Here is a 13,349-nt window from a genome sequence, read left to right on the forward strand (position 1 = left end):
ACATCACAGAAAATTTCAACTAAGTTGTCCATAGCCTGTTCCCCCTCGGAGCTGTTTTTGGGTCTGCACCAAAACTTTGCTCCTGGAACAGGCTTCTCGTCAATTTCTTATCCAGAATTCGGGTTATATTAATCAAATAATTTTAGTGGCTCTGGTAAATAATATTTTTATTTTTCATAATTTTTAATTGATAACAATGAGTTAAGTAGTGGTTGTTATAAGTACCGCTATTTACCAAAATTGCGTCAGATCAAACAAAAGTTAAGTTGTAAATAAAATGCCTTTTTAACAACGGGAAAAGTTGTAATCTTATATATGTATATTAAATGCAACTTATAAGGAGCACATTATGTTTTGTGTGCAATGTGAACAAACAATCCGAACTCCCGCAGGTAATGGTTGTAATTACGCGCAAGGAATGTGTGGTAAAACGGCTGAAACTTCTGACTTACAGGATTTACTGGTTGCTGTTTTGCAAGGGCTTTCTGCTTGGGCAATAGCAGCGCGGAAATTGGGCATTGTGGATCATGATGTTGACAGTTTTGCTCCGCGAGCATTTTTTTCCACATTGACTAATGTTAACTTCGATTCTCAGCGGATTATCGGTTATGTCAAAGAAGCTATTTATCTGCGGGAGTCTCTGGCAAGTTGCTGTCGTCAGGCTAGTTCCGTAATAACTGTCGATCATCCTATGGCTGTGTTGCAATTGGCAGGAGAAGATATTCCATCTTTACAGAAACAAGCTGGGAAGTTCGCTCTTAACAGTGATAAAGCTAAGGTTGGTGATGATATTCATGGCCTTCGTATGCTTTGTCTGTATGGATTGAAAGGTGCAGCGGCTTATATGGAGCATGCGCATGTGCTTGGGCAGTATAATGATGAAATTTACGCTCAATATCATACGATTATGGCCTGGCTGGGGACTAATCCTGACAATATGGCCGAATTGCTAGATAACGCAATGGCAATCGGTCAAATGAATTTCAGTATTATGGCGATGCTGGATAAAGGTGAAACGCAAGCTTATGGTGATCCGCAGCCTGTATCTGTCAATGTGCGTCCGGTTGCAGGCAAATCTATTCTGATTTCAGGTCATGACCTGAAAGACTTGCATATGTTGTTACAGCAAACGGAAGGAACTGGGGTAAATGTTTATACTCATGGTGAAATGTTGCCCGCTCACGGTTATCCTGAACTAAAAAAATATCCTCATTTGGTAGGGAATTACGGTAGTGGCTGGCAAAACCAGCAGATTGAATTTGCCAAATTTCCTGGTCCAATTGTCATGACTTCTAATTGTATTATTGACCCGAATGTTGGGAATTACCGTGATCGTATTTGGACCCGCAGTATTGTAGGTTGGCCGAGTGTTAATCATCTGGATGGTGATGATTTCAGTGCTGTAATTGAACAGGCAAAGTTTATGAATGGCTTTCCTTACAGCGAAGTAGAACATCTGATTACGGTTGGATTTGGCCGTCAGACACTTCTTAATGTGGCTGATACTGTTATTGATCTGGTTATTCGAAAGAAATTACGTCATGTTTTTCTCGTTGGTGGATGTGATGGGAGCCGAGGAGAACGTAGTTATTACACAGAGTTTGCCCGTAATGTTCCGCAGGATTGCCTGATCATGACTCTGGCTTGTGGTAAATATCGTTTTAATAAACTCGATTTCGGTATGTTGGAAGGTTTACCCCGTTTGCTTGATGTAGGGCAGTGTAACGATGCTTATTCAGCGGTTATGTTAGCTGTGCATTTGGCTGAAAAATTGGGATGCGGAGTGAATGATTTACCGCTGAGTCTGGTGCTGTCATGGTTTGAACAGAAAGCGATCGTGATTTTGCTGACTCTGCTTTCTCTTGGTGTGAAAAATATTTATACCGGTCCAACGGCACCTGCATTTTTGACAGATAATTTACTGGCGATACTTAGCGAAAAATTTGGTATGCGTTCAATCACCACAGTTGAGCAAGATTTACAGGATATTCTTTCAGCTTGAGGAAATATTGTCAGATGGAAGTTATGTCAATCTCTGACAGGGAGAAATCGTTATGACCATGCCAACTTCACTTTGCCCTAACTGTATGCAAGTACATTCTATCCGGCAGGAAACATCGGATGTCTGGACAATCTTTTTGATTAATCACGATTTTTATCCTTATCAGCCAGGGCAATTTGCGCTGGTAAGCATTGATGGAAGCAATGAAGTTTTACGAGCTTACACATTATCTTCTTCGCCAGGATTGAGCCGTTTTATTTCAATTACGGTCAGGCGATTAGAGCAGGGTGTTGGCTCGGTTTGGCTGACAACAAAAGTGAAACCCGGTGATTATCTGTGGTTATCCGATGCTCAGGGTGAATTTACCTGTGCTAACTATATTGATAATCACTATCTGATGCTGGCTGCGGGATGTGGTGTGACGCCGGTTATGTCTATGTGCCGTTGGTTGTTGCATCATCGTCCACAAGCAGATATGAAGGTGATTTTTAATGTGCGGGACAGCCAGCAGGTGATATTTGCTGATGAGTGGCGGCAATTAGTTGTTCGTTATCCAACACAATTGCAATTCATCATAATGGTTGAACAACCGGAAAAGGGTAGTCTTAACAATGGTAGGTTAACTGAAGAAAAACTGGCTACGCTTGTTCCTGATATTAGTTGTCGGACAGTCATGGCGTGTGGACCCGCGCCTTATATGAAAAATGCTCGTGAATTTTGCTATGGTCTTGGGGTGGCAGAAAATCGCTTTTTTATGGAGCGATTTTTTGCAGAGCCAGAACAATCTGATAAGAGTCATTTGACTATGGCTTTAAACCAGTCAGTTTCCAGGTTCAAAGTACCGGTAGGAATAACTTTGCTAGCGGCAATGGAAAATAACTATATTCCGGTGATGGCCGCGTGCCGGGCAGGTGTTTGTGGCAGTTGTAAGACTCGGGTGATCAGTGGTGAATATACAACCCGCAGTACAATGACATTAACGGCTAATGAAATAGCAAACGGTTGTGTTCTGGCATGCAGTTGCCAATTATGGGGAGATGTTGTTCTGGAATAGAATAAAAAATTTCATTTTATACCCAATAGATTTCAAGTTGCAGGGCGGTGGCAAGTGAACTCCTCCCCAAGAGCATAGATAACGATGTGACTGGGGTAAGTGAACGTAGCCAACAAAGCAGCAGCTTGAAAGATGAAGGGTATATACCTATTCTTTGCTAATTTGGCTAATTATAAACGGTTTATTGTTTTCGCTTCTGTTATTATTCCCTTGTTTAATATTCTTCGGGGGATGAGTATGAAAAAATTGTTAGCAATTTGTTTGTTGGGATTTGTATTAGCTGGCTGTGATAACCAACCTAAAATTGATGCTTCTAATGAAATTGCTCTGAAAACATCCATTGATAAGATAAGGGATGTGCTACCAGATGATAAAAGAGCTAAGTTTGATGAATCAATTCAGGTAGCTATGTTTAATAGTATCGATTTCAATGAACTGGTTAAATTAGGTGTTAATAGCGATATAAAAGAATTAAAACAAAAGTTTTATAAGTCACTGGATGGTAAAACAGCTGACCAACTGATTGCTGAAGCTGAAAAAATTGAAGCTAAGAAATCAGAAAATGAGTAACATCTTCATAGGATTATGTGCATTAAACGGTATGAGATAGAAATCTATGCCGTTTTTTTATTATCATTAGTAATTTAAACAGAATTTAAACAAGTTATCTTATGATTTTGAATTATTATAAATTTTGTTTATAATACGAGCCGCATTTTAAGTGCAGTATCTCGTTAGGCGAGGCTCCTATACAAACACAGGTTGCTGATCTGACGACGTCGAGAGACGCCCAAGATTAGGACAGGATATATCGAACCAAGGTATATCCCCATGTAACTTCCTGATAAATCAGGATACGTTGTATAGTGCTAAAACTGAGACGTGGAGATAGCTGTTGCATTCTCTCATCTGGTTTCGCCCCTATGTGAGTGCTGTTTGAAGTTCACAACAGTAATAGGGACCAACATCATGAAAGTTACATCCCATGAAAAAATGGATCTATTAGCTATTGCTAGTAACCATTCCATTAATGAAAAAAATGTTGATCAGCAGCAGAAGCATCAATTGAAACATGAAGATGCAACTGTCAGTGCATATATGAGTCAATGTTTTATTTCTGTATCCGTTGCTGATTCTGTTTTATCGGCAAAAGGTAATCTGATTAATCAACTTGAGGGAGAACAGATCCCGACGTATTTATATGTCATTGATGATGAAGGTTATCTGAATGGCATATTGCCGGTGAAGGTGTTATTAACCGCAGCCGATGATTTATTTGTGTCAGATATTATGAGGCAAAGCTACTTTTCTGTATCACCGGAGCAGCCGCGTCATGATGTTTATAGTCTGATAAATCACAGCGGTATGGATAGTGTACCGGTTATTCATTTTGGCAAATTAGTTGGCGTACTACGACCGCAGGATATTGCTGAACTAATCGAAGATGAAAATACGTTGGATGCTCATTTACAGGGGGCGACTTTGCCTCTGGATGAACCTTATCTGAGTACCAGCCCAATAACATTATGGCGTAAGCGCGCTGGTTGGTTATTGCTGCTGTTTGTCGCAGAAGCCTATACTGGGACTGTACTTAAAGCGTTTGAAGAGCAACTAGAAGCGGCAATTTCTCTAGCATTTTTCATCCCGTTATTGATAGGTACGGGAGGCAACAGCGGTACACAGATCACTTCAACGTTGGTCAGAGCAATGGCGTTGGGGGAAGTGAGCTTGCGTAATCTGTGGGCTGTGTTACGTAAAGAGGTTTCCACTTCGTTTTTAGTGGCGATGACGATTGGTTCTGTTGCGCTCATCCGAGCCTGGATATTAGGTGTAGGAATTGAAGTGACGATTGTTGTCAGTTTGACCATCATTGCAATTACCGTCTGGAGTGCCATTGTTTCTTCCATTATTCCGATGGTATTGAAAAGGCTTTCTATTGATCCGGCTGTTGTATCTGCCCCTTTTATTGCCACGCTTATTGATGGTACTGGTTTGATTATCTATTTTGAAATAGCTAAGTTGGTGATGACAGAGCTCGTTTAAAATTATCAATAAGGTACCCATATTAATTGGGTATCTTATTGACTGGATAAGAGCTTATTTTATATACCCTTCATCCTTCAAGTTGCTGCTTTGTTGGCTGCGTTCACTTGCCGCTGCGCTGCAAATTGAAATCTATTGGGTATATATCCATCTGTAATATTGATTGAAATTTTTTGGCTTCTTGTTAATGAAATTGGATAATATTTTTATATTTTTATATGGCGTACTCACTACTAAGATCGTAACTTAGGTTATGTTAATATTGAATATGATAACTATTCTATACCCAATGGATTTCCTTTTCAGTTACATATGATAATTCAGAGATCGATTCTCATAAAATTATGGATTGATCACGGATATAACATCATAATGGAGCGTTCTTTAGCTGAAGATAATCTAATGATATTATTACTTTATGTCAATGGAATTGTTAGTCATGATGAATATAATATCTTTAATGAGTTATATGATGTTATTGTCGAGAAATGTCCTCAATCTGACGGAGTGATATTTTTTAATTATACATCTCAAGATTCTATCGATAATCATGAGATTGCTGTAAAGTCAGGAATGATACCTAAATTTTTTCAAAATCCTGCTATGCAATTAAGGTGGTTCAATAGTCTTTATGAGTATTATGATGTTTATTTTGATGAAATAAAAAGTGACTTTAAGGTTTTCGAGCACAATAATAATGTTAATGAAAGTGATCTTATTAAAGAAGTTATAAATGATTTTTTCCTATTAATAAATTGTTTTTTGCTAATTTTAAAGAGTTGGAAAAGAATTAAAGATAATTCTTTTCCATTTTTATTGTATGTTACCTATTTCATTATATATGAAATAGGTAACATACTGATGATCCAAAATTTTTGGTTATTATACGCAACCGACTGGGATTATATATTTGATTATTGTGTGGTGTTAATGTTTTTTTTAAAGTTATTTATGAAAAAATAAGTAATATAGGTAATTACCTTTTCATGTAAATATTTTACGATTATTCTTTTTTTCAATTTTTTATTATTTAAAAATAAGTCTCTCGCCACATTTTCGACAAATATAATGGTTCTCTCCCCGTAAGATTTTATTATGGCGACGCAGGCTTAGCGCATGTTGCTGACAGCTACAGTAATAAGTAAAAGTTTTACTGCGCACTGAATCGATTTTAAATTTGTGTGTACGGTTGGCAGGAACGCTCAGAACTTCTTCCATCATCCAACGCCACTGTTTCCCATGTGGAGGTACTTTCCCAAAGTAGTGATAAACCAATAAGTGAGCCAGTTCATGAGGAACAACTTCATCAATAAAAGCTTGTTGGTTTTCAATCAATAGCACTGGATTAAGGCGAATTTCCCAATGCTGTATGTAAGCACTGCCAGCAGTGGTTCCTCGCTGACGGTAGTTTATTATAGGTTCAGGAAAATCACGCTTAAGATGTAAATTTGCCTGTTGCAGTTTTTGCCGCAAGGTTTGCATAACAGCTTGTTGTAAAGTAATTGGAACTCTAACTGATTTCATGTGTTGAAAATGAAGTAAGTGAGGATGAGTAAATATTTATTAGAAATTTTTAAAAGCAAGCTAACGATAATAATAACTTTATGGTTTTTTTAATCGTCAGCTCATGTTAAAAAAACCTAGTTCAGTTTATCCAAACTAGGTTCTTTGCTTTTATATATTAATAGCTGACAATTTAAGACCAGCCGCTTCGCGTAGTATCTCTGCTTTATCAGTTGCTTCCCATGGGAATTGTGGACGACCAAAATGGCCATAGGCAGCGGTATCACGATAGATCGGGTGTAACAGATCCAACATTTGAATCAGGCCATGAGGACGCAGGTCGAAGAATTCACGTACCAGTAGAGTCAAAGTTGTTGTTGGCACTTTTTCAGTACCGAAGGTTTCCACCATAATGGAAGTTGGCTCTGCAACGCCGATAGCGTAAGAAACCTGAATTTCACAACGATCAGCCAAGCCAGCAGCCACAATATTTTTTGCTACATAACGCGCAGCATAAGCGGCAGAACGGTCAACTTTGGATGGATCTTTACCAGAGAATGCCCCACCACCGTGACGAGCCATACCACCGTAAGTATCTACAATGATTTTACGGCCTGTTAGACCACAATCACCCATTGGGCCACCAATTACAAAACGGCCAGTTGGGTTGATGAAGTATTTGGTTGTTGGATTTAACCATTCAGAAGGTAGAACCGGCTTGATGATCTCTTCCATTACCGCTTCTTGCAGATCTTTTTGGTTAATGTCTTCAGAATGCTGTGTTGAAAGTACAACTGCATCAACGCCGACAATTTTGTTGTTACTGTATTGGAATGTTACCTGGCTTTTGGCATCTGGACGTAGCCACGGCAGTACACCATTTTTTCGAACTTCTGCTTGACGCTGAACCAGACGGTGTGCATAGGTGATAGGCGCGGGCATCAGTACATCAGTTTCATTGGTTGCATAACCAAACATTAGCCCTTGGTCGCCAGCACCTTGTTGTAGAGGATCTTCGCGGTCAACACCTTGATTAATATCTGGTGATTGTTTGCCAATAGCACTTAATACTGCACATGAGTTTGCATCAAAACCCATTTCAGAATTGACATAACCAATCTCTCGAACTGTTTGCCGCGTAATTTCTTCAATATCAACCCAAGCACTGGTAGTGATTTCACCACCAACCATAACCATGCCGGTTTTAACATAGGTTTCGCATGCGACACGAGCTTTTGGATCTTGTTCCAGAATAGCATCAAGAACAGCATCAGAAATTTGGTCTGCGATTTTATCAGGATGCCCTTCAGAAACAGATTCAGAAGTGAAAAGGTATGTGGTCATTATATTACGTTACCTTAAAATATAATTTCAGTTTGGGAATGATGGATGGATTAACATCTAGATGGCTATTTTAGGATAATTACTATCCGTGTTCCAGATTTTTTTAGTTATACCCGTTATCTTTCAAGTTGCCTCTTCGTTGGCTGCACTCACTCACCCCGGTTACATCGTTATCTATACTCCCGGGGATTCGCTCTCTTGCCGTCGCGATCCATCTTGAAATCCATAGGGTATATAAGTGGTCATTTTCATCTGGTAACAAATAATTTCTTTGTTTATATGTCAGTTTTGTTCAATTTCATTTTGCAATTTTGTGTAATTGCGAGTATAAACAGCGGCCGTAGTTGAGTTATTTGTGCTACAGACTTGCAGAAAGCTAAATAGCTTCTGTTTCTCAATCGAGAAAATGGCTCTTTAAATATGAGTCATGTGTGGGGGTGAATGGGGTAATGATCCATTATCTGCTGATTGCTAATGGCCAACAGCCACACTTGTCGGATTTGTCCGCATCTTTTTCCTTTCTTTTCAATATGTCTTTAATTCGATGTTATCCGTTGTCAGCAAATAGGCCGGATATGTCGGACAGACGTATTGTCGCTCGGTAATTTTGTCATTGTTTAGTAGTAACTAAACGCTTTTTAAACCTGAGAGCATGCTGTTCCCTGATATTTCTTAACACGCAAGATATGGTGTCTTGAGTTATTTATTAATTACAGGCGAAGGCGAAACTCTAACTCCATTAAGGAGACTGCCATGAATGATAATATCGCTCGTAAAATGCAACAGACTTACAATATTGCATATTGGGGAGGGAGTTACTACTACGTCAATGATTTAGGTAATGTCAGTGTTTGTCCAAACCCTGATTTGCCAGGGGCAAGAATTGATCTTGCGGGATTAGTGAAAAGAGTTCAGGAAGAGCAGGAACATTTACGCTTGCCGGCGTTATTTTGTTTTCCTCAAATCCTACAGCATCGTTTGCGTTCAATTAACGCTGCATTCAGGCGAGCCAGAGAGTCGTACGGCTATAAAGGTGATTACTTTTTAGTTTATCCCATTAAAGTTAACCAACAACGCCGGGTTATTGAATCGCTGGCAAGTTCTGGTGAACCTTTAGGGCTTGAGGCGGGTTCTAAAGCTGAGTTAATGGCGGTGTTAGCACATGCGGGTATGACTCGTACTGTAATTGTATGTAATGGATATAAAGATCGTGAATATATTCGTTTGGCGCTGATAGGTGAAAAGTTAGGTCACAAAGTTTATTTGGTGATCGAAAAAATGTCTGAAATTGCTCAGGTGCTGGAGGAGGCTGAACGGCTGAATGTGATCCCCCGCTTGGGAGTTCGTGCACGTTTGGCATCGCAAGGCTCGGGTAAGTGGCAAGCCAGTGGTGGTGAAAAATCGAAATTTGGGCTGGCGGCAACTCAGGTACTGCAATTGGTTGAGACTCTGCGTGAAGTGGGCCGGCTTGATAGTTTGCAATTACTGCATTTCCATCTTGGTTCACAATTGTCGAATATTCGTGATATCGCAACGGGTGTTCGTGAATCAGCCCGTTTTTATGTCGAGTTACATAAACTCGGTGTCAATATTCAGTGCTTTGACGTTGGCGGTGGATTAGGTGTCGATTATGAAGGAACTCGTTCTCAATCTGACTGTTCTGTAAACTACGGGTTGAATGAATATGCTAACAATGTGATTTGGGGCATTGGTGATGCCTGTGATGAACATGGTTTACCACATCCGACCGTTATCACCGAATCTGGTCGTGCTCTGACTGCTCACCATACTGTGTTGGTATCCAATGTTATCGGTGTTGAACGTAATGAATTTACGCAGACAACGCCACCGGCAGAAGATGCTTCCCGCCCGCTTGCTAGTCTGTGGGAAACATGGCAGGAGATGCACTCGGAAGGGAACAGACGTTCTTTACGTGAATGGCTGCATGACAGTCAGCTCGATCTGCATGATGTTCATACTCAATATGCTCATGGCATGTTGGATCTGACTGAACGGGCATGGGCGGAAGAATTGTATCTGAATATTTGTCGTCGTATTCAGCAGGATCTTGATCCAAGCAACCGTGCTCACCGGCCAATTATTGATGAATTGCAAGAACGCATGGCAGACAAATTCTATGTGAATTTCTCTCTGTTTCAGTCTATGCCTGATGCATGGGGAATCGATCAGTTGTTCCCTGTTTTGCCGATTGAAGGGCTGGATAAGCCGTTGGATCGTCGTGCTGTCTTGTTAGATATCACCTGTGATTCCGATGGTATTATTGATCATTATGTGGATGGTGATGGTGTAGCAACGACAATGCCAATGCCTGCTTATGATCCTGATTACCCGCCAATGATTGGTTTCTTTATGGTGGGGGCATATCAGGAAATTCTTGGCAATATGCATAACTTGTTTGGTGATACTGCGGCTATTGATGTTTATGTATTTGATAATGGCGAAGTGACTTATAACCAGAGTGAAGAGGGGGATTCGGTTGCGGATATGCTGCAATATGTGAAACTGGACCCTAATGTGCTGATGGCCCGTTTCCGTGATCAAGTAAAAGGCACGGATTTGGATACCGGTTTGCAAGAGCAATTTTTACTGGAATTTGAAAGTGGTCTTTATGGCTACACATATCTGGAAGATGAATAGTCTTCTGGTGTTAATTAAGCCTCCTGTATACAGATAACGTTATTTATAAAACCAGATTCGGGGATGCATAGAAATGGGATTATCTCAGGCATACCCCGTTTCGTAATAGCATTAGGTATTCTGGAATTAAATAGCATTATCCTGTCAGGAAACTTCTGAGGATATATCTCATGACAATAAGTACCTTGGGCAACCAACAAGATAACTCTCTAGTTTCTAACGCCTTCGGTTTCCTGCGCTTTCCGCTGAATTTCCAGCCGTATTCTAGTGATGCAGAGTGGGTAATTACCGGAGTGCCATTTGATATGGCAACATCGGGTCGTTCAGGTAGCCGCCACGGGCCTGCGGCTATTCGCCAGGTTTCTACTAACCTGGCGTGGGAAAGTAGTCGTTGGCCGTGGGATTTTAAATTACGCAATCACCTAAACGTTGTGGATTGTGGTGATTTGGTCTTCGATTTTGGTGATGCTCAGAATATGAGTGACAAGTTACAAGACCATGCGGAAAGAGTACTAGCTTCCGGTAAGCGTATGCTTTCTTTTGGTGGTGATCATTTCATTACTTTACCGCTTTTACGCGCTCATGCTAAATATTTTGGCAAAATGGCTCTTGTTCATTTTGATGCTCATTCTGATACCTATCCAAACGGCAGCAAATTTGACCATGGTACTATGTTCTACCATGCTCCAAATGAAGGATTGATCGACCCACATCATTCAGTACAGATTGGTATCCGTACTGAACATGGTCAGGACGATGGTTTCACTGTGTTGGATGCTGCTCAGGTTAATGACCGTAGTGTGGATGATGTGCTCGCTCAGATAAAAGAGACTGTTGGTGATATGCCGGTTTATCTGACTTTCGATATCGATTGTATTGATCCTGCTTTTGCACCAGGTACGGGTACGCCTGTAATTGGTGGACTGACAACCGATCGGGTATTGAAATTGCTGCGTGGTTTGCAACCACTGAATATTGTCGGTATGGATGTAGTAGAAGTGGCTCCAGCTTATGATCAGTCCGAGATTACTGCTTTGGCAGGTGCGACTGTTGCGCTGGAGATGCTTTACTTGCAGGCAGCTAAGAAGATAATCTGAATTCTTATGCACTAATATATAGCATCAGGGGATAGTCGCTAAGCTCGTAACGAGTTGTGAATCTATCCCCTAGTTCAGTATTATTTGAATTGATGTAACCTTCATATACATGTATATGTTTATACCCGTTATCTTGAAATCTATTGGGTATATACGCTTTCTTGGATACTCTCCATTATTTTTCACATATGAGCATTGATTAACCGAATGCCATACTGAGGATTCTGTCGCATTAACAGAGATCTCTCGATCGAAAGTATTTTGATTCATTTTTATGCAGCTGGTCGATAAAAAAAGACTGCGGGTGAAATGGGATATCCCGGTTCTTGCGGGTATTGTCCTTTACGCAACATATTGAGTTCAATCTCAGCTAACATGGTCTTAGCTCGCCTGATTATCCAAACAGCGCTTAATGCGACAGAACCTTCCTAGCCTAAGCCGATGGTTCGACGAAATTAACATCCGACCACACTGAGATGACAGCAACGGCACTGGCTCGCCCTCCGGCTCCGTCAGCCTTCATCAGAATCGGTACAACAGACAGTTGTGTTGATGCGGTATAGCTATTGTCCCCCCGCTTAATGTATCTTGCGTTCTCTCCTTCGCCTCTGTGCCCAGTACCGAGATATATGGGTTTGTTGGCAGAATTGGTGAACGCGAAGGCGATATCTTCTATTGAGGAAGCTAATACATTCGGTTTCCCCGGCACAAGTGGCCCATCGATTCGGTAGAGTAGGCGTGAATGTAGGAATACATCGTCATCACCGGAACATGTGCTGCTTATCCCTATCTGTCTGGCCGACGCCAGTGGGTCTCCTGCCTGTTTACCGATTCTTTTCACCGTTCCCCAATCCACCGATGAGGGTGTCAGGACAACCGCACAGGTGGATGGCTTTTTGACCGGTGAGAGAATAACCGTGGTCCACAGTGGTTTCAGCATGCCGTTAGAACCCAATATGGCCGCAGGAGTCCAGCCGATCGCGCCAAATGACAGAGGGCTGCCTCCTGCCTTCGCATTGAAATTGCCGTCACTGTCCGGGTAAATTGCCCCTGTCACGGTGCGGACACTGACATCAACCAGGCCGTTGGCATCGGGAACGCAGGGAATGTTAACGCCGACATTCCTCCCTGCCAGACTGGCTGAGTGATACGTACTGGATGAACCGTGTGTCTGGCAAGAGAGTGAAGATTGCCCGATATCAACCATAAAGTCGCCGGACCGTCCCACTCGGACGTGACTCGGTGACGACGAAGAGATTAATGGATTCGTTCCAGACTCCACCGTGTAGGCCATAAACTGCGTTCCAGCCGGGACGCGACAGGTTGTCGACCAGTCAAGGGGGCCACTGGTGGTATAACCCACTATCTCATCACGTGAGTAATCACGTTTATCTTTGTTGCTTGGCACCGTGGCATAACCCGTAACATGACGAACCATCTGTACCAGTTCAATCTCGCAGTCCTGATAACGCTCTGCCGCTTGAAGGGGCAAAGCAGTCAATAAAAAGAGCAGTGATATCCCCAAGCCTATAAGGATTGGAACGGGGTTCTCTACATGACAGCCCCACAAACGTTCAGTGTTTAACATTCTTCTTCTCTCCAAATGACTCATCTGTTCAAATCGCTGACTTTAACTGCCGGGATAACC

Annotated in this window: 10 protein-coding genes and 1 riboswitch; of the genes, 7 read left to right on the forward strand and 3 right to left on the reverse strand. The window is 41.4% G+C overall.

All coding sequences use genetic code 11. The features are described from left to right. Positions 1–349: 349 nt before the first annotated feature. The 5 genes from hcp to AM629_RS15385 all read left to right on the forward strand — a co-directional run bounded on the left by hcp (position 350) and on the right by AM629_RS15385 (position 6,062). On the forward strand, positions 350–2,002 hold the full coding sequence (hcp, locus tag AM629_RS15365) for a hydroxylamine reductase (RefSeq protein WP_054480145.1): 1,653 nt from the start codon (positions 350–352) through the stop codon (positions 2,000–2,002). A 52-nt stretch (positions 2,003–2,054) separates the two neighbouring features. Further along, on the forward strand, positions 2,055–3,056 hold the full coding sequence (hcr, locus tag AM629_RS15370; protein WP_054480146.1) for an NADH oxidoreductase: 1,002 nt from the start codon (positions 2,055–2,057) through the stop codon (positions 3,054–3,056). Between the two features lie 237 nt (positions 3,057–3,293). Beyond that, positions 3,294–3,626 carry a DUF6694 family lipoprotein gene (locus AM629_RS15375; protein ID WP_054480169.1) on the forward strand — a complete coding sequence of 111 codons (333 nt, stop codon included), beginning with the start codon at positions 3,294–3,296 and terminating at the stop codon, positions 3,624–3,626. A gap of 153 nt (positions 3,627–3,779) precedes the next feature. Beyond that, a riboswitch (M-box (ykoK) riboswitch) is annotated at positions 3,780–3,951 on the forward strand. A 74-nt stretch (positions 3,952–4,025) separates the two neighbouring features. Beyond that, positions 4,026–5,099: a magnesium transporter gene (locus tag AM629_RS15380; RefSeq protein ID WP_054480147.1), complete on the forward strand. Its 1,074-nt coding sequence runs from the start codon at positions 4,026–4,028 to the stop codon at positions 5,097–5,099. Between the two features lie 261 nt (positions 5,100–5,360). Further along, positions 5,361–6,062: a nucleoside/nucleotide kinase family protein gene (locus AM629_RS15385; protein WP_268794977.1), complete on the forward strand. Its 702-nt coding sequence runs from the start codon at positions 5,361–5,363 to the stop codon at positions 6,060–6,062. 63 nt (positions 6,063–6,125) lie between these two features. Here AM629_RS15385 and AM629_RS15390 read toward each other — a convergent pair whose 3' ends face one another. After that, the gene (locus AM629_RS15390) at positions 6,126–6,623 is read right to left on the reverse strand and encodes a SprT family zinc-dependent metalloprotease (protein WP_054480149.1); all 498 of its coding nucleotides are present in this window, start codon (positions 6,621–6,623) and stop codon (positions 6,126–6,128) included. 150 nt (positions 6,624–6,773) lie between these two features. Further along, positions 6,774–7,946 carry a methionine adenosyltransferase gene (gene metK / locus AM629_RS15395; protein WP_054480150.1) on the reverse strand — a complete coding sequence of 391 codons (1,173 nt, stop codon included), beginning with the start codon at positions 7,944–7,946 and terminating at the stop codon, positions 6,774–6,776. A gap of 753 nt (positions 7,947–8,699) precedes the next feature. On the opposite strand from metK, the gene speA reads away from it, so the two are divergent. Continuing rightward, positions 8,700–10,604, forward strand: coding sequence for a biosynthetic arginine decarboxylase (gene speA / locus AM629_RS15400; protein WP_054480151.1), 1,905 nt, complete (start codon positions 8,700–8,702; stop codon positions 10,602–10,604). Positions 10,605–10,774: 170 nt separating this feature from the next. Continuing rightward, positions 10,775–11,701 carry an agmatinase gene (gene speB / locus AM629_RS15405; protein WP_054480152.1) on the forward strand — a complete coding sequence of 309 codons (927 nt, stop codon included), beginning with the start codon at positions 10,775–10,777 and terminating at the stop codon, positions 11,699–11,701. Positions 11,702–12,134: 433 nt separating this feature from the next. Here the strand turns inward: speB and AM629_RS15410 are convergent, their stop codons facing one another. Continuing rightward, complete coding sequence (locus tag AM629_RS15410; RefSeq protein WP_054480153.1) at positions 12,135–13,289, reverse strand: hypothetical protein; 1,155 nt, start codon at positions 13,287–13,289, stop codon at positions 12,135–12,137. Positions 13,290–13,349 lie beyond the last annotated feature (60 nt).

Source organism: Photorhabdus heterorhabditis (assembly GCF_001280945.1).
In the GTDB taxonomy this organism is placed as follows: Bacteria; Pseudomonadota; Gammaproteobacteria; order Enterobacterales; family Enterobacteriaceae; genus Photorhabdus; species Photorhabdus heterorhabditis.